Here is a 23,512-nt window from a genome sequence, read left to right as displayed (position 1 = left end):
AGTCATATCCTTGAGTATCAGGAGGGGTCATGGAGACTGCCGAACGCTTCCGCGCCGCCGTGGAGAAGAGCGATCTCGCCGCACTGGACGACCTGTTCACCGAGGACATCCGCCTCTACAGCCCGGTGAAGTTCACCCCCTTCGAGGGCAAGCCCATGGTGCTGGGACTCTTCGGCGTCCTGCTGCGCACCTTCGAGGACTTCCGCTACATCGGTCACTTCGAGGGCGCGGCCGAGACCAGTACCGACGGCGAAGAAGCTCCGTCGGTGATCCTGCTCTTCCGGGCCGCCGTGCAGGGCAAGCAGATCCATGGGATCGACCTGCTCCAGTTCGACGAGGTGGGCCGGATCAAGGAGTTCACCGTGATGGTTCGCCCCCAGTCCGCCGTACACGCCCTGGGTCAGGCGGTACTCGCCGGCCTGGTCGCCGACGGCCTCGCCCCCGAGCCCGGCGACCGCTAGAGGGCCCCACGCCGGGAACAGCCGGCCCCGCACCCCGGCGCGCACCGGCAACGGAAGAAGGCCGGTGCCCTCCGGGGGCACCGGCCTTCCTGCCGAGGTCAGACGGCGAGTTCGGGCTCCCCCGCCGGGACGGCGGCGGGCTCGGGCTTGGTGTCGCGCATGACCAGGGTGGCCAGCAGCGCGGCGGCGAGAACACCGATCGCGCTGATGGTGAAGGTGGTCGACATCGAGGTGGTGAAGGCCTCGCGGGCGGCGCGGATCAGGCCGGTGTCGCCGTGGGCGAGGGCCAGCGCGCCGGCGATCGAGTGCTTCGCCTGCTCGGGTGCGTCGGCGGGCATCTCGGCGGCGAAGCCGCTGGTCAGGAGCGAGCCGAGGATCGCGATGCCGAGTGCGGTGCCGGCCTGCTGGATGGTGTCGTTCAGAGCGGACCCGACGCCCGCCTTCTCCGCCGGGATGGTGCCCATCAGCGCGCCGACCGCGGCCGGCATCGCGAGGCCCGCTCCGAGACCGAGCAGGCCGAGCGCGACCGCCGGCACCGCGAAGCCGGTGGAGGAGGAGACGGTGGCCAGCAGCGCGAAGGAGCAGGCCATGACCAGCATCCCGGCCAGCACCAGGAAGCGGTTGCCGATCCTCGCGGCGAGCCCGGCGCCGGCGGTGTTGCCGACCAGCGCGGCGACGGCCAGCGGCACGAACGCGAGGCCCGCCTTGACCGGCGAGTAGCCGAGCACGAACTGCAGGTACTGGGTGAGCACCAGCAGCAGGCCGCCGGTGCCGATCTGCACGAGGGCCAGCGACACCGAGCCACCGCTGAAGTTGCGGTGCTTGAACAGGACCAGCGGCACCATCGGCTCGGGGGTGACGTTCTCCCAGACCACGAACCCGCCGAGGGCGATGACTGCGACGGCCAGGGTGATCGCCGAGTGGCCGCCGAAGGCGCCGTGCTGCGGGAGCTCGATGATCCACCAGACCAGGGCGGTCATGCCGGCCGCGGACAGCACCGCGCCGAGCGGGTCGGGCTTCTGCCACGGGCCCTTCGACTCCGGCATCAGGACGAGGGCCGCCAGGACGGCCAGCGCTACGACCGGGACGTTGATGAAGAAGATCGAGTGCCAGGAGAAGTGGTCGATCAGCACACCGCCGAGCACCGGGCTGCCGACCAGGCCGAGCATCGACACCGAGCCCCACGCGGCCATCGCCTTGCCGCGCTCCTCCTCGTCGAAGACGGTGATGAGGATCGACAGTGTCGAGGGCATGATCAGGGCCCCGCCGACGCCCATCGCGACCCGTGCGGCGATCACCTCCCCGGGGTTGGTGCAGAAGGTCGCGGCCAACGACGCCGCCCCGAAGAGCAGCAGGCCGATGATCATGATCTTCCGGCGGCCGAACCGGTCACCCAGACTGCCGGAGGTGAGCAGGAGCCCCGCGAAGACCAGGATGTAGGAGTCGAGGATCCACTGGGCGTCCTGGGCGCTCGCGCCGATGTCCTCCGTCATCGACGGCACCGCGACGGTCAGCGCCATGCTGTCGATCACCAGGACCAGCGAGCTGAGGCACAGCACGATGAGGATCCACCAGCGGCGTGGATTGCGGGTTTCCATGGGGCTTTTCCTTCCGGCCTGCGCACAACGTTCCTTCGATGCGAACACTGTACGCATGAGAGAACAGCGTACGCAAGCCTCATTCCTGTACGCTGAATGCGAACGGTGTACCCACGAAGGAGCGCCATGGCCGCCAAGACCAACCCGATCCCGTCCGTGTGGGCCCGGCAGCAGCGCGAGCCCGACCAGCCCGCACTCAGCCGGGCCGCGATCGTCCGCGAGGCGGTCGTCATGCTGGACGGCGAGGGCGTCGAGGCGCTCAGCATGCGCAAGCTCGGCGCCCGCCTGAACGCCGGCGCGACCTCCCTCTACCGGCACGTCGCGACCAAGGACGAGCTGATGGAGCTCGCGGTGGACGAGGTCTTCGCCGAGATCGCCGTCCCGCCCGCCGACAGCCCCGACTGGCGCGCCGCCGCCACCGAGGCCGCCCGGTCCTTCCGGACGACGGCCCTGCACCACCCATGGCTGGCCTCGGTCCTCGGCCAGGCGGGCCTCGCCTACCTCGGCCCCAACCTGATGTCCTACTCCGAGCGACTGGCCGCCCTGTTCACCGCCGCCGGCTTCCCCGAGCCGAGCCGCGCGATCGACACCGTCCTGTCCTACGTCATCGGCATGAGCACCACCGAGGCGGCCTGGCTCACCACCGTCGCCCGCTCCGGCGAGACCGAGGCCGCCTTCATCGCCCGCCTCATGCCCGCCGCCCAACAGGCCGCCGCGGGCCACGACCACCTCGCCGACCCCTACGCCGTAGCCGCGGACCTCGATCCCGTCGAGATCCGAGACAGCAAGTTCGCCTACGGCCTGGAGGTCGTCCTCGACGGCCTGGCGCTGCGGCTCCCGCGCTAGCCGGTGCGGCGGAGGGCCGGAACCGCGACCGCACCTCCCGAGCCGGCGAGCGCAGCCCGCAGTGCACCCGAACCGTGGGAGATCACGATCGTGCCCTGATCGTCTGATCGTCGTCTGACGATCCGCGGACGATGAGCGCCGGGGCAGGCCACTCCGCCCACCCCGGCGCTCGCGCGTTCGGCGATCCGATCAGGGCTTCGCGAGCGTGCCCCGGTCCTGCGAGATCCAGGCGGCCAGCCCTTGGGAGTCCAGCACGACGGTCTCAAGGCGGTTTTTCACGCAGCGCTCGCCGGGCCCTCAGGCTCGACCGAGCCGAAGATCCTGGCCTGTGCGGCAGCCAGCTCCTCGTCGGTGAACGCGCCGTGCTCGTCCTCGTAGCGGCGCAACTCCTCACCCAACAGCTGGTGCCGGATCTGGCGGGCGACCGCCTCGGCGACGTAGCCGGAGACGTTGTCCGTGAGCTTCTTCAGCTCGGCCACCTGCTCCGTCGGCAAGGTGACCGTGATGCGTGTAGTACCCGACATGAGGCAAACATATGGCGATATGCGCCTCCCTGCCGGCCGTCGGCGGCCGGGCACCGGGCGGTCACTCGCCCGCGGCCCGAGGTCAGGACAGGACCGCTCGTGAGGCCCGGACGCCTGTCACAGTTGCCCGTGGTCCTTCAGCACCCTTCGAGCTTGGGCGAAGAGCATGCCCACGTTCACCGACTTGCGGCACACGACCACGGCGACGACCTCGTCGGCGCTGTCGACCCGCAGGAAGAGGTGGGCGAGGTTGTCGCTGTTCACGAGGATCTCCTGGAAGTAATGCCGGTCGGACACCACTCCTCGGCGTTCCTTGAAGATGCCCTCGATCATCACCACATTCCGGCCCTGGAACAGGTCGAGGGTGGCCGCCGCCAGCATGTCGAGCACCTCCGGCGGGTGCGAATCGACGGTCTCCACCGCGAGCAGCATTCCGGTCGACATGTCGATGACCCCGGACGCAACGCACTCCGGAACCTCCGCACGGAGGCTCTTGACCATGCTCAACACCCGGTCGGACATACTCCGGGGTCCCTGCGTTCCCGACGTGCTCATCGTGCTCCTCCTGCTGGATTCGTGTGAGGGCAGGACCCGGATCCGGTCCGTGCCCGGGACTGCCCTGCTGTTCTTTGCGACCCGGTCCCGAATTCATCGGGCTCAGCTGTGCGGAGCGGCCGCGTTCTCTGCGGTGAGCAGGAAACCGATCCGCTCGGTGCTGGCCTGCGACTCGGCATGGAGTCGATTCACATCCATGCCGGAGTCGCCGAGCACCGCCATCAACGCCATGTCACCGACCGCTCGCGCCACCAGATAGCCGTCACTGAACCGCGCCACCGTGTGCTGGAGTTGTCCCTTGCCCGTGTTCTCCCCCGTTCGGCGGGCGATGCTGAGCGCGGCGGCGGTGAGAGCGGCCAGGCATTCACCGTCGACGGCGGCGTCCGTCTCTGCCGTGATCAGCAAGCCGTCGGCCGAGGCCACGACCACGTCCGTGATGCCTACGACCCGGTCCCGGAGCTCCCGCATCTCGGCGACCAGCTCGTCACTTCTGAGAACCACAACTCTCCTGTTCCTTTGCCGCCGGGGCCGGTCCCGACCGACGTGCTCGATCTGACTGTTCTGGAGTCACATGTGACAGCTGATCGCCCGGCCCGACGGCGGGAGTCCGTCACCGGCGATCGACCGCCGGCCGCAGGGGAAGAGCGTCGTTGATCCCGCTGGTACCGCGCCGGCGCAGTGGCAGCTCGCTGGCGGCCCGGTGCGTAACCTCGACCAGCCCTTCGCCCAGCAGCCGCGAGAGTTCCACCGTGACGGCGTAGAGGCTCCGCCCTAGCAGGAAGGCAATGTCGCGCGAACTGCGGCGGCCGTTGACGCGCAGAAGGATCTCCCGTCGCTCGCCGGTCTTCGAACCGTTCAGCTGAGCGGCACCGGCGGGCGTCAGAGTCACCCTGTCCCGATAGGGAGAGATCGCGAACGGGAGGGCGCCGAAAGCCCTGATCCGACGCACGGTCTCCTGGAGGAGCCAATCCGGCTCGATGCCCTGCGGTGCCGCCAGGTGACAGGCGGCAGGGCCTTCGAGCGTGCACCGGTCGATCCGGCCCATGCCCATGGCGAAAGCCCCGTCCACCGCCGCCATTCGGCACATCAACTGCAGCTCCGCAGCGCCGACCAGCATCCGGGCGATCAGCTCGGCTCCGGTCCGGTTGTCGACCGCCCCCGCCTGCTGCGCAGCGGCCCAGTCGGCCTCACCGAGTCGTCCCGAGCGCAGGAGCAGGGCTTCCGTGCCGGGGGAACCCGGCGATTCGACCGCGATCACGTCACCGTTCGAGAGGTGGAAGGACCCTCCGGGATTCCCCGTCACCAGCAGGGTCCCGGAGAGCTGTTCACCGGGAGCACGGATCAGCACCCGGGCCAGTTCCAAGGTCGCCTTGTCCGGCTTGACGGCTGCCAGCAGTGGGAGAGGCGCAAGCGCCGCGGTGGAGCCGGTCTCTGTCACGCCGGGACTCCCGAGTACGGAACGGCAGGACCGAGGGAGGCCGGATGCGCTCCCGCCGCAGCGGAAAGCATGGACATCCGACGCTCCGGCACGGTGATCTCGAGCACGCCTTCCCCTCCCAGCGGGCTGACTCCGGACCTGGCGCTTCCACGCGGCGCCGGTGGAACATCAACCTCGGCATCGCACAGTAGTCACCTGGGCCGAATCTGTGACCGATAGTGCCTGAAGTGTTCGAGTTCGGCTGTTGAGGGGTGACGGGGAAGCGATCCGCGACGCGTTGCCTTCGATTTCGATCTCTTGCGCGCGAGTATTCGGTCACCTCCGGTCCCCACGCCGCGGCCATGCGGGTTTCGCGCCGAGCCGTGATCCGGGGCTGCCCCGACGCCGACCGCTGCCGCGAGGGGTGACCGAGCGGATCAGGCTGGGGATGCCGGTCGAGTCCGTCAGGCTTCGTTCATCCATCACGGCCTGAGCTGCGACAAGACGGGCTGGGAAGCCGGAACGACTCGGAGTGCGTCAGATCTGTTCGACCGCGATGCGCGGGTGGCACAGCCGGCGCAAATCACCGGTATCGCTGGTCACGACGGTCACGTCCCCGTGTTCCAGGTGGGCCGTAGCGGCGAGCATCGCGTCGATGGCGTACTTGTGGCCATGAAGCCCCTCCGCTGCGAGCAGCTTGCTCGCAGCGCGTGCGGTCTCCTCCGTGATGGGGCGCACCTTGGCCAGGGATACGGCATGGTCGAACGTTGCCTGTGGCACTTTGGGGTCGCGTGCCTCCACCAGCGTTGCTGCGCTCGTCACAACCAGGAGGTCAAGCGTGCGGGCGACGTCCAGCCACACGGTCATGTCTCGGTGCCGCCGGGAGAGCTTGGAGAGCGCCTCGCTGTCGAGAACGAGGGTGCCGCTCACGCGGCGTCCGCCCCAGCGGCGTCTCCGCGCTGGGCGGCGTGGTGGGCGCGGATGCGGTCAGCTCTGGCTGCCACCTCCGCCGGATCGACAGGCCCATGTTCGGCCTCGGAGGCGGCGATGTACTCATCGATGGCCTCACGCTGGAGCTGTCGCTGCACGGCCTCCTCGATGTACGAGGAGACACCCTGCTTTCCAGCACGTGCGCGAATCGCTTCCAGCGTCTCCGCACGCAGGGAGACGCTGGTGACGCGGGTCTTGCCAGGGCGGGGCGTGTCCATAGCAGAAGTGTAATACATCATGTGTGAGCTGCGGGCGAGCCTTCAGGCTCCCATCAGTACCGGGCGCTCCGAGTCAGTGAGAGCTCGGCTGCCCTGACGAGTCGTCTCCGTCGTTGATTGTGCGGACGCTGTCACGGACCTGGAACTGCCGTTCCCTCGAAGGGTGCCCTGGGCTACGGTCGATCCGCATGCCGTTTCGGGGGAGGTAGAGCATGGCGATCGAGCTGCCCGGTGAGGTGGTGTCGTTCCTGTCGTTCATCGGCATCAACTGGCCGACGGTGAACGAGGACAAGGTGCGTGAGTTCGCCTCTCACGTGCGGGAGTTCGCGGAGAACGTGGAGTCCGCGCACCAGGATTCGACGGCGACGATCCAGCGGCTCGGCGAGGCCTATGAGGGTGCCTCGTACGAGGCGCTGCTCGCCAAGTGGGCCGCCCTGTCGGACAGTCACCTGAACGAGCTGGTGCAGGCCTGCCATGTGGTGGCCACCGCGCTCGACGTGGCAGCCGACGTGATCGTGGCGATGAAGGTCGAGACCATCGCCGAACTCGTCGCCCTGGCAGCCGCGTTCATCGCCGACCAGGCGGCGGCGGTGGCGACGCTCGGTGCTGCGGAGGCAGCGGTGATCCTGATCGAGGAGACCGCGAAGCGGCTGATCAACTACCTCGAGCAGCAGCTGGAGCAGTACATCATCGGCCAGGTGATCGAGGCGGCGATCGAGCCGCTGATCGAGACCGTCGCCGGGGCCGTCAGCGGGCTGGTGTTCGAGGCCGCCGAGTCCGCGCTCGGGGTGTCGGGCGGCAGCGCGGGCGGCACCGGTTTCCGGATCGACCCGGACGCGCTGGAGGCGCACGCGCGGACCATGCACGACCACGCCGAGACCGTCGCCGGCCACGCCCAGGCCTTCCAGTCCAAGATCGCGGGGGTGAGCTTCGAATGAGCAACCAGATCGTCAAAGCCCTGGAACACGGCGCCCAGAAGCTCGGCAAGACCCTCGCCGACGACGCCGGCAAGGCACTCAAGAACTTCTACCGCAAGGCCGGCGACAACCTGAAGAAGGTCGCCCACAACACCCGTGAGGCCGACGCCAAACACGCAAAGGACCTCGAAAAGATCCTCCACGGCGGCGGCAAGGGCCTGCCCCACCCCCGCAGCGGAGGCGGCCCCGGCCGGCACGGCAACTCCCACCCCAAGGGCCGGGGCCGCGACCACGTCAAGAACCCCCGTGAGTCCGGCCGCCCGCTGGACACCCGCTGCGGCGGCGGCGAGCCCGTCGACATGGCCACCGGCCGGATGTACATCGACCAGGTCGACGTCTCCCTCCCCGGTTCCCTCCCGTTGGAGTTCACCCGCAACTTCGAGTCCGGCTACACCGCAGGCCGCTGGATGGGCGAGCGCTGGGTCTGCACCTTCGACGAACGCCTCGAGATCGATACCGAGGGCGTCGTCCACCTGCGCGCCGACCGCATCACCCAGGCCTACCCGCACCCCGAACCCGGCGACCCCGTGTACGCCAGCGCCGGTGGCCGCTTCGAGCTCGACGTCCACCCCGACACCGGCGACTACACCATCACCGATGGATCGACCGGCCGGATACGGGAGTTCACCCTGCAGCCGGACGGCGAGACCGCCCTCCTCTCCCGTGTCCGCGACCGCCACGGCCGCCACTACGACCTCGCCTACGACGAGAACGGGATCCCGCTCTCGATCACCCACTCCGGCGGCTACAGACTCCTCGTCACCGTCGACAACGACCGCATCACCGCCCTGCGCCTCGCGGGCGCCGGCGACGACGGGCACGACGCCCTCCTGACGCGCTACGGCTACACCGACGGCCACCTGACGTCGGTGTACAACTCCTCCGGCAAGCCGATGCGCTTCGCCAACGACACCACCGGCCGCATCCTGTCCTGGACCGACCGCAACAACAGCCAATACCTCTACACCTACGACCAGTTCGACCGCGTCGTCGACGAAGGCGGCGCCGACGGCACCCTCCGCTTCCACTTCACCTACGGCGACCCCGACCCCTCCACGGGCCTGAAGGTCCACACCGAGACCAACGCCCTCGGCCACACCACCCGCTACCACGTCAACGAGCACGCCCAGATCACCGCCCAGATCGACCCGCTCGGGAACACCACCCACTTCGAACGCGACGAGTACGACCGTCTCCTCACCCAGACCGACCCCCTCGGCCGCACCACCCGCTTCGAGTACGACGGCGGCGGCGACCTCACCACCATCACCCGGCCCGACGGCCAACAGACCACCGCCACATACACCGACCGCCTCAGCCTCCCCACCACCATCACCACACCGGGTGGGGCCGCCTGGCACCAGACCTACGACCAGAACGGTCGCCGTCTCACCCTCACCGACCCTCTCGGCGCGGTCACCGCCTATGCCTACAACGAGCTCGGGCACCCGACTTCGATCACCGATGCCTTCGGGAGCACCACCCGTATCCGCTGCAACCGGGCCGGCCTCCCGATCGAGGTGACCAGCCCCACCGGCGCCACCGGTCGATACGAGTACGACGCCTTCGGCCGCACCACCAGCATCACCGACCCCATCGGTGCCGTCACCCGGATGACCTGGACCACCGAGGGCCGGCTGGCCTCGCGTACGACGGCCGACGGAACCACCGAGAGCTGGACGTACGACGGGGAGGGCAACTTCCTCTCCCACACCGACCAGCTCGGCCGGACCACCACCTTCGAGTACACCCACTTCGAGACCCTCGCCGCCCGTACGACCCCTGACGGCGCCCGCTACACCTTCACCCACGACGCCAACATGCAGCTCGTTGCCGTCACCGACCCGCTCGGCAGGCAGTGGGCCTATGTCCACGACGAGGCCGGGCGCGTCATCGGTGAGACCGACTTCAGCGGGCGCTCCGTGGGCTACCGATTCGACGACGGAGGTCGACTGGCGAGCGTGCATGCTCCGAACGGCGAACAGACCCACTACGCCTACGACCTGCTCGACCGGCTCGTCAGCAAGGCAGCCGACGGGCGCGTCACCACCTACAGCTACGACCTGGCCGGTCGTCTGGTCGGTGCTGTCAATCCGGATGCCGAGATCGTCCGGACCGTCGACGCGCTGGGCAATCTGTTGGCCGAGAGCGTCAACGGACGCACCGTCAGCTATCGGCGTGACGTCCTGGGCCGACGGATCGGCCGCACCACCCCCACCGGCCACACCAGTACCTGGACCTACGACTCGGCCGGACGCCCGGCAGCGCTCACCACCTCCGGCGGGACACTCGACTTCGCGTACGACGAGGGCGGCCGTGAGAACGTCCGCACGATCAACGGAACGATGACGCTCACCAGCGTCTGGGACAACCGTCACCAGCTCACCGGTCAGATCCTCCGGAGTCCGTCCGCCATCCTGCAGCAGCGCGGCTACCGCTACCGGGCGGACGGAAACCTCATCGGCATCACGACGGAGGCCGGCGACGGGCGCGAGTTCGACCTGGACGGAGTCGGCAGGGTCACCGCCGTGCGAGCCGCCTCATGGAGCGAGAGCTACGCCTACGACCCCACGGGCAACCTGGTCGATGCGCAGTGGCCCGCCACCGAATCGGCCGGTGCCGCACGAGGCACGCGCACGTACGAGGACGCCCGGCTCGTCACCGCCGGCCGCGTCCGTTACGAGCACGACGCCTCCGGCCGCACCGTACTCCGGCAGAAGAGCCGGCTGTCCAAGAAGCCCGACACCTGGCGCTACACCTGGAACGCCGAGGATCGCCTCACCGGCGTCGTCACCCCGGACGGCACCTGCTGGCGCTACCGCTACGACCCGCTCGGGCGCCGGATCTCCAAGGAACGGCTTGCGGCCGACGGCACCACGGTCGCGGAACGCACGGACTTCACCTGGGACGGTTCCAGCCTCGCCGAGCAGACCACGCACGCTCCCTACCTGCCCGGCCCGTACACGCTCAGCTGGGATCACAAGGGGCGGCGACCGCTAACCCAGACTGAGACGATCACCACCACCGACTCGTCGCAGGAACGGATCGACCGCCGCTTCTTCGCCATCGTCACCGACCTCATCGGCACACCCACCGAGCTGGTCGACCCGGCCACGGAGAGCGTGTCGTGGCAGGCCACCACGACCCTCTGGGGCCAGACCACGTGGGCCGGCGCCAGCGCCGCGTACACGCCGCTCCGCTACCCGGGTCAGTACTTCGACCCTGAGACCCGGCTCCACTACAACCTGCACCGGTACTACGACCCCGAGACCGCCCGGTACACCAGCCCCGATCCGCTCGGCCTCGCCCCCGCCCCCAACCCGGACACCTATGTCCACAACCCCCACACCTGGAGCGATCCTCTCGGCCTCTCGCCCCACCCGGAGGAGGAGAAGCCGAAGCCCAAGCCGAAGGCTTGGGACCCGATGAAGATCGACGAAAAGTACGACAAGCATGTCCTCGGACAGGGCAAGCGCCCCGGCGAGAAGGCGGACATGCCGGAGTACGAGCACGAGGTCGACGGGGTGGACGGCTTCGACCGGTACGAGCGGGATGCCGTTAGTCTCATGAACGATCCACTGACCTCCGAGGTCCGGGAGGTCACCCGCGCCCATGACGGCGCGATTCTCAGGCTGCACACACCGACCGGGCGACTCGGGATCATGCAGGACGACAAGATCACGAACTTCTTCCGGCCGGACAATCCGTCCAAGTACATGGACAACGAGAGTGGGAGATAGGGTGCGCGGGTTCGAGGCGGAGTTCTCGCAGGCCTTCGCCGACAGAGGGTGGGTCGGCGAGATCACCCCTCGGCTGGCCACTGATCGATGGCAGCGCTTCGCGGCGGATTGCACGGCCGGATATCCCTGGGATCTCGAGGACTACCTCAACGACCTCACCATGCGAACGGTGCTCTCCGAGGTCCTGGAGGAGTTGGCGGGACCGGAGGCGGAGGAGCTGCGCGATTCGATCGATCGGATCGACCCGGACGTACGGCGCGTACTGGCCCAGGAGTCCTTCCCGTTGCACCCGAGGGAGCAATGGTGGCTGCGGAACAGCCCGTCGTACGCCGCGAAGACCTTCTCCGAGGAGTTCGAGTCCGCATACGGCGTGAGGATCCGTCCGCAGTCCCGGTTCGACGACGACGTCACCGAACTCTCCAGGATGCTCGCCGACGGCCTCACCCCGGCAGAGGCCTGTCTCCGGTTCCGGGACTCGGGGCGCTACGCGGCTGCGACGGAGGGACTCTTCCTGCGCGCAGCCCGGGGCGCCCTCGGTCTCGACCGGAAGGAATCACGAATTCTGTGGTCCTGGCTCACCGGAAAGACCACCGACGCAGAGCTCCGGAGTTCACTGGCGCGCACCGGGCGATGAGCACAGCACGGCAGTTCTGTGATCCTCCCCATCCACCGGTGGGGCGAGGGTCAGAAGATCTGGCGGCGGGCCGAAGAACTCGGGTTCCATGCCGCGTACACCTATGACCACCTGTCGTGGCGGTCGTTCCGGGACGAGCCGTGGTTCGGGGCGATCCCCACGCTGACGGCCGCCGCGACGGCGACCGAGCGGATCCGGCTGGGGACGCTCGTCACCTCGGTCAAGCCTCGTTCACCCATCACGGTCCGACCCGCGCGAACGGCCCGTCGCGTCGAACCCCGACCCCGTCAGCCCCGATGCCGGGCGTCAGCCTCCCGCCGGACACGTCGCCCAGCGTGATCCGCCGAGCCAGGGTGGTGTCGCCGCGCTGTCAGTAGCAGGTGTGGAAGGCGTTGGAGACGGTGTGCCGGAGGCCGATGCGAGAGAGGTGCCCAGCTTCCAGGCCGGAAGCAAGGCACCTCTCCGCGTCATCCCCTGTCCGCGTCAGTCACTGACCGGAATTCGGACTGAGTTGACGTCAGTCGTTCTGGTAGTAGCCGAAGATGTCGACGATCAGGTCGATGTCGCCGTCGCTCTGGTTGAAGAAGTCGATGACGCCCCGGCCCGGCGTGACCTGCACCAGGTTCGGCACGGTGGTGCCGCGCCGCCAGTTCAGCGACGAGGTGTTCGGCGCGTACACCGGATACGGGTACCCGCTCTTGTAGTCGGCGACGGTGTTCGGGTCGGAGGCCGCGGACAAGTAGCCATCGGCGCCTGTGTTGGTGACAGTGGCGTTGAAGACGAACGCCGGGATGTCGGTGCGCGTGGTCATCGGCAGGTAGGCGTAGTAACGGCCCTTCAGCGGGCCGCCGCCCCAGGTCGCCGGGTCGCGGGTGTCGAGCAGCCGCTTCGGGTCGACCGGCATGAACGCGCCCGTCTCGTAGGCGCTGTAGTAGCCGACCACGTCGATGACCACGTCGGCTCCGGCCCAGGCGCCGTTGAACAGCCGGATCTTGCCGTCCGCGCCCACCGGGACGACGACCGAGTTGGCGATGGTCTGCCCGACGGTGAAGTTCAAGTTGGACGCGGTGGGCATGGTCTGCCCGCTCGGGTAGACGGTCAGGTAGCCGTCCCCGCGCGGGTTGGTGACGGTGACGTTCAGCGCGACCGCGGAGATGCTGCCGCCCGGCAGGCCGGGGGCGGCGCCGGCGATCTGTGCCGGGATGGAGCCGCGCCCGGGAACCTGGCCACGCGGGGCACCGGTGCCGTTCCGGGTGTCGACCAGCCGGCTCGGGCCGACGGGGGCGAAGCCGGCCGCGGCCGTCGGGGTGAAGTAGCCGGTGATGTCGGCGACCAGGTCGGTGGTGTCCCGGCTGCCGTTGTACAGGTCGACGTAGCCGTTGTCGCCGATCGGCACCATCACCAGGTTCGGCACGGTCTGCTTGGCCCGGTAGTTGACGTTCGAGGTGGTCGGCCGCGGGCCACCGTCCGGGTAAGCCGTGATGTAGCCGTCGGCGGCCGGGCCGGTCACGGTCAGGTTCAGCACCGCGGCGGTCGCGTTCGCCGGGATGCCGCCCGCACCGCCGACCTTGAGCTTGACCGTCCCGTACGCCGGGACCCTGCCGACGGCCGCGAGACCCGTGCCGTCCCGGCTGTCCAGCAGCCGCTTCGGGCCGTACGCGGTGTACTGCGAGCCGAGGGTGGAGACCTTCACCGTGTTGCGGATGGTGTTGCCGGTCTTCTCGTAGTCGGTGACGGTGATCGTGTAGTCGCCGAGCTTCTTGTAGATGTGGCCCGCCGTCGTCTTCACCGGCTTGTCGCCGTAGAAGTTGAGGACGTCGACGGTGCCGTCGCCCCACTGGAGGTAGATGTCCTGGGCGACCGGCAGGGTGGTCACGTCCAGGGCCAGTGAGACGCCGAACGCGCTGGTGTTCTTCGCGGTCAGCGCCATCGCGAAGCCGGGGTTGTTGCTCTGGAACTTGACCGCGCCCCGGTCGGCCATCGGGCCGTGTCCGAAGTAGTCGGTGGTCAGGGCGCCGGGCGCGGACTGGTTGGCGGTGCCGATCGCGGCGGAGCCGGTCTGCAGGGCATAGGCGACGCCCCAGTCCGAACCGCTGTTGACCTGCTGCGGCGCGACCGTCTCGACGGTGTCGTGCGCGCCCTGGGTCTGCGCGGCCTGGAAGGCGGCAACGGTCGGGTACGCGGTGCCGGCCCAGCGGTAGGGCCCGGCGCCGGTGGCGGACTCGGCGTAGAAGTCGTTGTAGTCGGTGGTGGTCCCGAGGGCGGACTCGGCCGAGACCGTCACAGCGGGCTGGCCGGAGTCGCAGCCGGCCACGGCGGCCGTCTCGACCAGCAGGTTGTTCTGGATCGACACGGCGGTCGAGGTGCCGTCCACGGCGATGCCGGGGAGGCAGCCGCGCTGAACGGTGTTGCCGGTGACGTTCAGGCCCTGCACTCCGGTGGCGGCGATGCCGCCGGTCGCCTGGTACGTCGTCTGGGAGTTGTCCGTGGTGGCGCCCTTGACCAGGTTGCCGGCCAGGGTGATGTCCTTCGCCCCGGCGGCCACCGAGATCGTCGCGCTGCCGGCGACCGGGTAGAACATCGAGGCGTGCGACCTGGTCACGGTGATCGCGTTGGACGTGCCGTCGATGGTCAGGGCGTTGCCGCCGGACCCGTCGAGGCGGTCGGAGTCGAGGGTGATCCGGCTGGAGCCCTTGACGAGCAGGCCCGGTGCGTTGCCCCCGCCGAAGGTGAGGTGACTGATCGTCACATCGCTGACCCCGTCCAGGGTCAGGGCGGGCTTTCCGGCCGCGTTGTTGAACGAAATGATCTGCGGGGTGTTGGTCCCGCCGGTGAGGGTCAGGCCGGAGGTGTGGACGACCACGGCCTCCATGTCGCTGGGCGGGCTGACCCCCTCGTCCTTCCCGTCGACCCGGACGGTGTCGCCGGGGACGGCCGCGTCCACGCCGCGCTGCAGGCTGCAGAACGGCGCCGCCTGGGTGCCCGTCCCGGTGTCCGTGGTGCAGGTGGAGCGGGTGAGGACGTAGACGGTCCGGCCGGTGGACGGCACGGCGGCGGACCGGGCGGCAACCGCGGCCTGGCCCTGCACCCGGTACGAGTTGCTCGCCGGGCTGGTGAACGTCTTGGCGCCGGGCAGTTCCCACCCGCTCTGGGCGGGAGCCGGCACGGCGTTCGGTACGGCGTTCGGTACGGCGTTCGGGGCCGGGTCGGCGGCGTGCGCCTGGCCCGGCAGGAAGGCGAACCCGGCGGCGAGAGCCACAGCGGTCGCAACGAGACGGCGGTGGTACACCGGTCCCCCAGATCTTAAAAGTCTGACAATCGCCCCTATGGCGGCATCAGGCTACAAGAAGCCGTGCGAGCACCGACAACCGGTTTCCCCCGTGCCTCGACCTCGTGCCCAACGGTTCGGAACCCGCCGCTCGACGGCTGGTACCCGGTCGACTTCTCCGGGCACCGTAGGGTCTCAGGTATGCGTCTGAGTACCGTGATCCTCCCCATCCACCGGTGGGGCGAGGGTCAGAAGATCTGGCGGCGGGCCGAAGAACTCGGGTTCCATGCCGCGTACACCTATGACCACCTGTCGTGGCGGTCGTTCCGGGACGAGCCGTGGTTCGGGGCGATCCCCACGCTGACGGCCGCCGCGACGGCGACCGAGCGGATCCGGCTGGGGACGCTCGTCACCTCGCCCAACTTCAGGCACCCGGTCACGCTGGCCAAGGAGCTGGTCTCGGTCGACGAGATCTCGGGCGGGCGGCTGACGGTCGGGATCGGGGCCGGCGGGGTCGGGTTCGACGCGACGGCGATGGGGCAGGAGGCGTGGTCGCCGAAGGAGCGGGCGGACCGCTTCGGCGAGTTCCTGCCGCTGCTGGACAAGCTGCTGACCCAGGACGCCACCACCGAGGAGGGCCGCTACTACTCGGCCGTCGAGGCGCGGAACATCCCCGGGTGCGTGCAGAGGCCGCGGGTGCCCTTCTACGTCGCCGCCACCGGCCCGCGCGGGCTGAGGCTGGCCGCCGAGTACGGGCAGGGCTGGGTCACGTACGGCGATCCGCGCGGCCCGGCCGACGTGCCGGTGGAGCAGGCTCCCGCCGTGATCGAGGCGCAGCTGGCCAAGCTCAGGACCGCGTGCGAGGCGCAGGGCCGGGACGTGGCCGAGCTGGAGAAGGTGCTCCTGCAGGGCTCGACCGCAGAGAAGCCGCTGGCCTCGCTGGACGCCTTCGTCGACTGGGCGGGGACGTACCGGGAGCTCGGCATCACGGAGCTCGTCATCCACTGGCCCGTTCCGGACTCGATCTTCGAGAACGACTTCGCGGTCTTCGAGCGCATCGCCACCGAGGGCCTGGCCCAGCTGGGTTGACCGGTGCTGCTGAACGCACGGACGGGGCCCGCCGAGGATGTTCGGCGGGCCCCGCGCACAGGGTGTCGGCGATTGTCGATAGCCTGTCCGATCGTCAGTCAGCAATGATCGGTCACGTATCAGTAGGGGGAACCACCGCGATGTCATCTCGCAGTCTGCTCACCGCCGTTGTCATCTCGGCGGCCATGTTCGGTCTCGCCGCCTGCGAGCCTGACGGCTCGTCGGACGCCGCGCCCACGAACACGACTGCCGCGGCCCGGCCGTCCGTCACCGACTCCGGCAAGGCCGAGGCCACGGACCCGGCGCCGGACGGGTCCTCGGCCGAGCCGACGGCGAGCGACGGCGCGGACCCGTCCTGCGACGCTCCGAAGCTGCCCGCCGGGCACAAGATCATCTCTCCGGTCAAGCAGCCGAGCGGTGACACCCTGTCCGCCAAGGACACCAAGCCCAGGTGCGGCGTGAACGACGTCGAGTACGAGGCCACCGGCGCCGCAAAGGCGTACCACTTCGCGTCCACCGTCAAGGCGCAGCTGTCCCCCGCCTCGGGCAGCGCGAAGACGGTCTCGCTCACCGAGCTCTCGCAGCACATCGGCGACTGCCTGAACCACGCGCAGAAGGCCAACCTCGTCTGCTCCTCGTACGGCAACTACGACGTCACCGTGGACGCCTCCGGCAAGATCACCGCGATCAAGGAGATCTACCACTCCTGACGCGGAGCCTCCAACGAGGAGCGGCCCGGGAGCACGGCTTCCGGGCCGCTCCTCGTGCGTGTCCCCGCCCTGGAAATACGGGTAGGGGGTATGGTCGGGGGCGACAGCCGGACGGACAGGGGCAGGCGTACATGAGGATGGGCGGTGGGGCAGCGGCCCGGCTGGTCGTGCTGTGCGCCGTGCTGGCCGGACTGTTCCTGATGCACGGCAGCCCGTCGGCGGCTGCCGGGTGCCACGAGGCGATGGCCGGAATGGTGCGGGCTGCCGGAACGGCTGAGCACCCGATGGCCGAGCACTCCGTGGCCGAGGAGCAGGCACCCGCGGAGCACGCCGCAGCGGCGGCCCACCACCCCGCCCAGGGCTCGGTGACCTGCGTGTCCACCCAGGCCCGTGGCGGCGTGCCGCTCGCCGGGCCGGGCGTACTGGCCGCTCTCGAGCCGCCGCTCCCGACCCCGGCAGCCGTCAGGTCTCCGGCCGGTACGGCCGACGGCTCCCGCGCGCCGCCCGCCGGGCGTGCGCTGCTGCTCCAGGTGTGCGTGTCGCGGACGTGACAGGGCCCGCCCCGGGCTCCCCCACAGGAGTCCGGGTGCCGCGGCCCCGCTCACCCACGCGCCGCCACCACGGCGGCCGCACCCACCTGGAGAGATCTCCGTGCACTCGTCAACCCGCCGTACCCTGACCGCCGTTGCCGCCGCTGCCGCACTCACGCTGACGCTGGCCGCCTGCGGCTCCTCGACCGACCACAGCAGCATGCCCGGCATGTCCCACGGATCGGCCGCTTCCTCACCGAGCACCGGCACGTCGGCCGGCGCCGGCGGCCACGACATGGCCGCCATGAAGGCCGCGACCGACGGCCTCGCCGCCGAGCTGGGCGGCTACCGCCTGGACGCGGCAGCGACCACCCTCCCGGCGGGCGCGGCGGCCGAGTACCGGTTCAGTGTCACCGGGCCGGACGGCAGGCCGGTGACCGCCTTCGCCGTCGACCAGACCAAGCAGATGCACTTCTACGCCGTCCGCTCGGACCTGACCGGCTTCCAGCACCTGCACCCGACGATGGCCGCCGACGGCACCTGGACGGCCCCGCTCGACGCGCTGCAGCCGGGCAGCTGGCGGCTGTACGCGTCCTTCACGCCGGACAGCGGGCCCGGCCGGGGCACCGGACTGGTCCTGAGCCGTACCGTCACCGTCCCCGGCGCCGCCACGGACGCTCCCCTCCCGGCCGCCGCCGGCAGCACCACGGCCGACGGCTACACCGTCACGGTCGAGGGCAGCCCGGTGGCGGGGAAGGCGGGCGAGCTGAAGGTCGGCATCGCCAAGGACGGCAAGCCGGTCACCGACCTGCAGCCGTACCTGGAGACGTACGCCCACCTGACCGCCTTCCACGCGGGCGACCTGTCCTTCGCGCACCTGCACCCCGAGACCGCGGCCACCGGCGACGGGGGCGGCCCGACCCTGCCGTTCCACGCCGAACTGCCCAAGTCCGGTGACTGGCGGCTCTTCCTGCAGTTCCGCACCGGCGGCACCCTGCACACCGCCGCCCTGACCCTGCGCGTCTCCTGACCCACCGTCCGGGAGGGGAGGCGCAGGCCACCCCTCCCGGGCGTCCCCCGTCGCGCGGTCGGTAGCGTGCCTGATCGGTACCGACCGAAGGGCAACAGGGGGACGGGATGCACGATCCGAACACGACCGGCTGCGGGGACGAACGGCTGGAGGCCGAGGGCGAGGTGGCCGTCGCCCGGCTGGCCGCCGACAGCGGGGACCTCCGGCACGCCGCGACCCACCTGGCCTTCGCGATGGCGACCGATCCCCAACTGCCCGAGGTCCACGAGGCGCTGGCCGAACTCGCCGTTCGCGCGGGTGGGACCGAAGCCGCCCTGGAGCTCTTCCCGTTGGAGCGCCCGTTCATCGGCGAGGTCGTCTGCCGGGCGCACCTGCAGGCCGCCGCCGGGCAGTGGGAGGAGGCCGTAGGGCTGATCGCGGCCGCGATCAGGGCGGAACCCGACCGCCCGTGGGCGCACGCGGCCTGGCTCACCCGGGGCGACCTGCCCGAGCTGGTCTCCCCGCGGGCCGCCGCCGAGGCCGTCGCCCGCGCGGCCGGCGGCCTGCCCGAGCCGCTGCCGCAAGCGCTGCGCGAGGCGCTGCTGCCCTTCGACGCCTTCATCCGGGCCATGGTCACCCGGCACCCGGAACAGCCGCTGCTGCTGGCCATGGCCTCCGGGCTCGCCCGGCGGCTCGGCGACACCGGCCGGGCCGTCCGGCTGGCCCGGGAGGCGTACGGGATCACGCCCGGGCACATCGCCGCCGTGATGCTCGGCAACGCCCTGCGTGCCGCCGGGCGCAGCGACGAGGCCCTGGCCGTGTGGCAGGACGAGCTGGAACGCGACCCGTCCGACGCCTATCTGCACGTCGACGTCGCCGAGTTGTACGCGGCCACCGGCCGCCCCGCCGAGGGGCTGCCCTGGCTGGAGCGGGTCCTGGCCACCGAGCCGGACCATCCGAAGGCCGCGCCCGCGCTGCTGGGGCTCCGCCACCAGATCGACGGCGGAACGGCCCAGCTGCTCGCCCTGGCGGACCACCTGCGCGAGCACCCCGAGCACGAGTACGCCGCCCAGCTGCTGGCCAGGTTCAGCGACGGCCGGCCCTGGCTCGACCAGGTCCACGCCGCGCAGGAGGCGTCGGTGCACGCGCTGCACCAGATGCTGGCGAGCCCGAAGTCCGGCCGGGACCACGAGATCCACTTCGCCGCCTCGACGCTGGAACCGCCGAGCTCGCTGCTCGCCCTCCGCCACGGCTTCCCCAACTCCGAGATCGTCTACCACAGCCCCGCCGAGCCGGACCCGCGCGTGCCGCTGCGCGAGGTCGGCACCCGGATCTGGCGTTACGAGGGCTTCCACCCCCACCCGGCCGTGTCGGCGCCCTCGCTGGCGGCTGCGGAGCTCATCCGGGAGACGGCCGAGGTGGTCTGGCCGTGCATCCCGGCCGCGTACGACCGTGCCGTCCGGCTGGCGGGTCTGGGCCTCGACGACCTGGTGGGAGTACTGGCCCACCCGCCGCTGCCGCGCGAGGACGAACAGGGGCGATGGCTGCTGGAGCGGCGACCCGAGCTGTGGGTCCGGAGCGTCCAGGCCTTCGCCTGCCTCGGCATCCTGCACCACCGCACCGACCAGCCGTGGGCCGGCTCCGCGCGGCGCGAGGTGCTGGTCGACCTGCTGTTCGGCTCCGAGGACTGGGTCTCCGAGGCGGCCGGGTTCGCGCTGGTCACGGCGGCCTGGGTCGATCCGGCGGTCCGCGAGGACGTCGGGCACCTGGTGGGCGAGCGGCTGCTGGCGGGCGCGCAGGCGTACCGGTCCCGCGAGGTCACCATCCTGAGCTCGCTCTGCTCGCTGATGCTGGCCTGCCCGTGGACGGACGAGGCGGCTCTCGGACTGGCCTCGGAGCTGCTCGCGGCGATCGACCGGGACCACGCCGAGCCCGACGAGGAGGGCGAGCGGATCAGCACGGAGATGGTCGGGCGGGCGCGGGCCGCCGGCGAGGCTTCGCGGGCGGGGAAGCGCTCCTCGCTGCTGGGGCGGATCTTCGGCCTGCGGGGTCGGCGGGGTGAGAGAGGCCGGGAGGGCTGAGGGCAGAGGAGAGGGCAGAGGGCGGGGGGCGGGGGGCGGGGGCTGAGGGCTGCAGGCAGGGGCCCGGCGGGCGGGCGGAGGTGAAAGGGACGGCCGGGGCGGAGGCAGAGAAGGTGCGGTGAGCGAAGATGGACCGGTGACCACCACCACCCGACGCCGCCCCCGCCTGATCGCCACCGACCTCGACGGCACCCTGCTGTGCACCGGCGGCACCGTCTCCGAGCGGACGGCCGCCGCGCTGGCCGCCGCCGAGGCGGCCGGAATCCAGGTGGTGTTCGTGACCGGCCGCCCACCCCGCTGGATGCAGCAGGTCAGCCCGCACATCGGCGGTCACGGGGTGGCGATCTGCTCCAACGGCGGCGCCATCGTCGACGTACGGCGAGGCGAGCTCCTGGAGACCTTCCCGCTGGCCGTCGCGGACACGCTCACCGTGATCACCACGCTGCGCGCCGAGCTGCCGGGCACCGCCTTCGCCTTCGAGCACCCGCGCGGGTGGGCCCGTGAGCCCGGGTACGAGCTGCGGATGTGGGGCGACGACGAGGAGCACGCGGTCGCACCGGCCGAGGAGCTGCTGGCCGACGGTCGGGTGGACGGTCTGTTCAAGCTGCTCGCCAAGCACCCCGACCTCGACCCGGACGAGTTCCTCGCCCGCGCCCGGCGGGTGGCCGGCCATCTCGCCGAGATCACCCGGTCCGCGCCCGTACCGCTGCTGGAGATCAGCTCGCTGGGCGTCACCAAGGCCAGCACGCTGGCCAGTTGGTGTCGGGAGCAGGGCATCGACCGCTCGGAGGTCCTGGCCTTCGGCGACATGCCGAACGACCTGGAGATGCTCGCCTGGGCCGGCTCCTCGTACGCCGTCGCGAACGCCCACCCCGAGGTGCTGGCGGCCGTCGCGCAGCACACCGTCAGCAATGAGCAGGACGGGGTGGCGGCTGTGGTGGAGGAGTTGCTGCTAAGCACCCCGCAGGGCTCGAACAGCTAGGAGTGGGGCTGGGGTTGGCGTTAGGGCTAGAGGCGGGCGGACCAGCGGACTCGGGTGCCCTTGCCGTGGGGGCCCGGCTCGTGCCAGGCGTCGCCGCCGAGGGTCTCGGCACGGCGGGTGAGGTTGCGCAGGCCGCTGCGGCGGCCGCCGTCCGGGATGCCCACGCCGTCGTCGGTGACCGTGAGCAGGACGCCGGGCCGGCCGGCCCGGTCGAGCGACTCCGGGTCGCCGGAGACCGGGTGGCCGTCGGCGTCGAGGTGAACGGTGGCGTCGACCTCCACGCCGACCCGGGAGGCCCGGGCGTGGCGGGCCGTGTTGGAGAGCATCTCGCGTAGTGCCGCCAGGAGTTGGCGGCCCGTCTTCTCGCCAACCAGGCTCTCGACCGGGCCCATGAAGGTGACGGACGGCTTGAAGCCGAGTGCGGCCGCGGCCTGGCTGCCCTCGCGCAGCACGCGGGTGCGGAGGTTGTCCGGCTCGTCGCCGTGGTCGTCGTGCTGGAGGGCGTAGATGGTGGTGCGGACCTCCTGGATGGTGGCGTCCAGTTCGTCGACGGCCTTGCCGATCCCGGCCTGCACCTCGGGGACGACCGAGCGGCGGGCTGCGCTCTCCAGCATCATCCCGGTGGCGAAGAGCCGCTGGATGACGAGGTCGTGGAGGTCGCGGGCGATCCGGTCACGGTCCTGGAAGACGGCCAGGCGCTGTTGGTCGCGCTGCCCTTCGGCGAGGCGCAGGGCGAGGGCGGACTGCGAGGCGAAGGTCTCGGCGAGCAGCTTCTCGGCGTCCGTGAACGGCGGCGCGCCCCGGCGCCGCCAGACGCAGAGCCCGCCGAGCACCCGCCCGGTGGCGATCATCGGGACGGCCATCGAGGCCCCGAAGCTGCGGGCCAGTCGGAGCCCCACGGTGGGGTCGGTGGACATGTCCTCGATGTAGACGCTCTCGCCCGCGATCAGCCGGGACGCGAAGCTGGTGACGGGCAGCAGCTCGCCGGTCACGAACTCGGCGGCCTCGCCGGAGGCGTGGGCGACCCGCATCTGCCCGTCGCCGGTCGGCAGCAGGATCATGCCGAGGGCGGCGTCCGCGAGCTCCTGGACCTGCTCGGCGGCGACGGTGAGGGCGGACTGCGCCTCGTCCGTGGAGAGCAGGGCGGTCGTGACGGCGGCCGCGCCCGCGATCCAGCGCTCGCGGCGGCGGCCCTCCTCGTACAGCCGGGAGTTCTCGATGGCGACGCCGGCGGCGGCCGCGAGGGCGTGCACCACCTGGGCGTCCTCCGGGGTGAAGGCGTTGCCGTTCAGTTTCTCGGTCAGATAGAGGTTGCCGAAGACCTCGTCGCGTACCCGGATCGGCTCGCCGAGGAAGGACTTCATCGGCGGATGGTGCGGGGGGAAGCCGGAGGAGCGGGGGTCACCCGCGAGGTCGGCCAGGCGGAGCGGCTCCGGTCGGTCGATCAGCACGCCGAGGATGCCGCGTCCGGTGGGCAGTTCACCGATCGCGGCGGCGGTGGCGTCGTCCACGCCGACGTGGATGAAGTCGGAGAGGCCGTGCCCTTGCGGGGAGATCACGCCGAGGGCCGCGTACTTGGCGTCGACCAGTTCGGCGGCGGCGGTGGCGATGCGCTGGAGGGTGGCGTGCAGGTCGAGCCCGGCGCCGACGGACACGACGGCTTCGAGGAGCCGCTGCATCCGGTCGGTGACGGCGGCGGCGGACTGCAGGCGCTCGGAGACCTCGGTGACCAGGGTGTCGAGGCCGAGTGAGGCGATCTCGGGGACTCGGTGGGGGGCCTGGTCCGGTGAGCTCCCGGCGCGCTCGGCGCGCTCGGCGGGGGAGCTCTCGGCGGGTGGGGTCTCCATGAGGCGAGCGTAGTTTGCCCCGGTTTGGGAGGGTAG

Annotated in this window: 20 protein-coding genes and 1 pseudogene; 12 read left to right on the top strand and 9 right to left on the bottom strand. The window is 70.8% G+C overall.

What is annotated here, in order from left to right; translation table 11 throughout:
- Nucleotides 1-29 precede the first annotated feature (29 nt).
- Nucleotides 30-461, top strand: a complete 432-nt coding sequence (locus FB465_RS18855; protein ID WP_145792164.1) for a nuclear transport factor 2 family protein — start codon at nt 30-32, stop codon at nt 459-461.
- A 98-nt stretch (nt 462-559) separates the two neighbouring features.
- Here the strand turns inward: FB465_RS18855 and FB465_RS18850 are convergent, their stop codons facing one another.
- Entirely contained in the window at nt 560-2,059 is a 1,500-nt protein-coding gene (locus FB465_RS18850) for an MFS transporter (RefSeq protein ID WP_145792162.1), read from the bottom strand.
- Between the two features lie 126 nt (nt 2,060-2,185).
- On the opposite strand from FB465_RS18850, the gene FB465_RS18845 reads away from it, so the two are divergent.
- Entirely contained in the window at nt 2,186-2,905 is a 720-nt protein-coding gene (locus tag FB465_RS18845) for a TetR/AcrR family transcriptional regulator (protein ID WP_145792161.1), read from the top strand.
- Nucleotides 2,906-3,180: 275 nt separating this feature from the next.
- Here the strand turns inward: FB465_RS18845 and FB465_RS18840 are convergent, their stop codons facing one another.
- The 6 genes from FB465_RS18840 to FB465_RS18815 form a co-directional block, all read right to left on the bottom strand.
- A complete protein-coding gene (locus FB465_RS18840) occupies nt 3,181-3,429 on the bottom strand; it encodes a type II toxin-antitoxin system CcdA family antitoxin (RefSeq protein ID WP_145792159.1) in 249 nt (82 codons plus the stop codon).
- Nucleotides 3,430-3,546: 117 nt separating this feature from the next.
- On the bottom strand, nt 3,547-3,984 hold the full coding sequence (locus FB465_RS18835) for a hypothetical protein (RefSeq protein ID WP_211785817.1): 438 nt from the start codon (nt 3,982-3,984) through the stop codon (nt 3,547-3,549).
- 102 nt (nt 3,985-4,086) lie between these two features.
- Complete coding sequence (locus FB465_RS18830) at nt 4,087-4,485, bottom strand: roadblock/LC7 domain-containing protein (protein WP_342791815.1); 399 nt, start codon at nt 4,483-4,485, stop codon at nt 4,087-4,089.
- A gap of 109 nt (nt 4,486-4,594) precedes the next feature.
- Nucleotides 4,595-5,422, bottom strand: coding sequence for a MarR family transcriptional regulator (locus FB465_RS18825; protein WP_145792155.1), 828 nt, complete (start codon nt 5,420-5,422; stop codon nt 4,595-4,597).
- Nucleotides 5,423-5,938: 516 nt separating this feature from the next.
- Nucleotides 5,939-6,331, bottom strand: a complete 393-nt coding sequence (locus FB465_RS18820) for a type II toxin-antitoxin system VapC family toxin (RefSeq protein ID WP_145792153.1) — start codon at nt 6,329-6,331, stop codon at nt 5,939-5,941.
- Nucleotides 6,328-6,609 (bottom strand): hypothetical protein, encoded by a 282-nt coding sequence (locus tag FB465_RS18815; protein WP_246192719.1) that lies wholly within the window; start codon nt 6,607-6,609, stop codon nt 6,328-6,330. The genes FB465_RS18820 and FB465_RS18815 overlap by 4 nt, the downstream gene beginning before the upstream one ends.
- Nucleotides 6,610-6,821: 212 nt before the next feature.
- Between FB465_RS18815 and FB465_RS18810 the strand changes: the two genes are divergently transcribed.
- The 4 genes and pseudogenes from FB465_RS18810 to FB465_RS18795 all read left to right on the top strand — a co-directional run.
- Complete coding sequence (locus tag FB465_RS18810) at nt 6,822-7,547, top strand: WXG100-like domain-containing protein (protein ID WP_145792151.1); 726 nt, start codon at nt 6,822-6,824, stop codon at nt 7,545-7,547.
- A complete protein-coding gene (locus FB465_RS18805) occupies nt 7,544-11,326 on the top strand; it encodes a DUF6531 domain-containing protein (protein WP_145792149.1) in 3,783 nt (1,260 codons plus the stop codon). The genes FB465_RS18810 and FB465_RS18805 overlap by 4 nt, the downstream gene beginning before the upstream one ends.
- A gap of 1 nt (nt 11,327) precedes the next feature.
- Nucleotides 11,328-11,960 carry a hypothetical protein gene (locus tag FB465_RS18800; RefSeq protein WP_145792147.1) on the top strand — a complete coding sequence of 211 codons (633 nt, stop codon included), beginning with the start codon at nt 11,328-11,330 and terminating at the stop codon, nt 11,958-11,960.
- An 18-nt stretch (nt 11,961-11,978) separates the two neighbouring features.
- Nucleotides 11,979-12,206, top strand: a pseudogene (locus FB465_RS18795) (LLM class flavin-dependent oxidoreductase); the annotation flags it as partial.
- Nucleotides 12,207-12,477: 271 nt separating this feature from the next.
- Here the strand turns inward: FB465_RS18795 and FB465_RS18790 are convergent.
- Nucleotides 12,478-15,219 (bottom strand): right-handed parallel beta-helix repeat-containing protein, encoded by a 2,742-nt coding sequence (locus tag FB465_RS18790; protein ID WP_145792146.1) that lies wholly within the window; start codon nt 15,217-15,219, stop codon nt 12,478-12,480.
- 210 nt (nt 15,220-15,429) lie between these two features.
- On the opposite strand from FB465_RS18790, the gene FB465_RS18785 reads away from it, so the two are divergent.
- The 6 genes from FB465_RS18785 to FB465_RS18760 all read left to right on the top strand — a co-directional run bounded on the left by FB465_RS18785 (nt 15,430) and on the right by FB465_RS18760 (nt 21,629).
- Complete coding sequence (locus FB465_RS18785) at nt 15,430-16,317, top strand: LLM class flavin-dependent oxidoreductase (RefSeq protein ID WP_145792144.1); 888 nt, start codon at nt 15,430-15,432, stop codon at nt 16,315-16,317.
- Between the two features lie 140 nt (nt 16,318-16,457).
- Entirely contained in the window at nt 16,458-17,027 is a 570-nt protein-coding gene (locus FB465_RS18780) for a hypothetical protein (RefSeq protein ID WP_145792142.1), read from the top strand.
- 131 nt (nt 17,028-17,158) lie between these two features.
- Nucleotides 17,159-17,578, top strand: coding sequence for a DUF6153 family protein (locus FB465_RS18775; protein WP_145792140.1), 420 nt, complete (start codon nt 17,159-17,161; stop codon nt 17,576-17,578).
- Nucleotides 17,579-17,678: 100 nt separating this feature from the next.
- Nucleotides 17,679-18,587, top strand: a complete 909-nt coding sequence (locus tag FB465_RS18770) for a hypothetical protein (protein WP_246192718.1) — start codon at nt 17,679-17,681, stop codon at nt 18,585-18,587.
- Nucleotides 18,588-18,694: 107 nt separating this feature from the next.
- Nucleotides 18,695-20,647, top strand: coding sequence for a tetratricopeptide repeat protein (locus FB465_RS18765; RefSeq protein WP_145792138.1), 1,953 nt, complete (start codon nt 18,695-18,697; stop codon nt 20,645-20,647).
- A 136-nt stretch (nt 20,648-20,783) separates the two neighbouring features.
- Nucleotides 20,784-21,629, top strand: coding sequence for an HAD family hydrolase (locus FB465_RS18760; protein ID WP_145792136.1), 846 nt, complete (start codon nt 20,784-20,786; stop codon nt 21,627-21,629).
- A 26-nt stretch (nt 21,630-21,655) separates the two neighbouring features.
- On the opposite strand, the gene FB465_RS37540 is transcribed toward FB465_RS18760, so the two are convergent.
- A complete protein-coding gene (locus tag FB465_RS37540) occupies nt 21,656-23,476 on the bottom strand; it encodes a GAF domain-containing sensor histidine kinase (RefSeq protein ID WP_145792134.1) in 1,821 nt (606 codons plus the stop codon).
- Nucleotides 23,477-23,512 lie beyond the last annotated feature (36 nt).

Source organism: Kitasatospora atroaurantiaca (assembly GCF_007828955.1).
GTDB lineage: Bacteria > Actinomycetota > Actinomycetes > Streptomycetales > Streptomycetaceae > Kitasatospora > Kitasatospora atroaurantiaca.
Note: the sequence above shows the minus strand (reverse complement) of the source record. Positions and strands in the feature narration are given on the sequence as shown.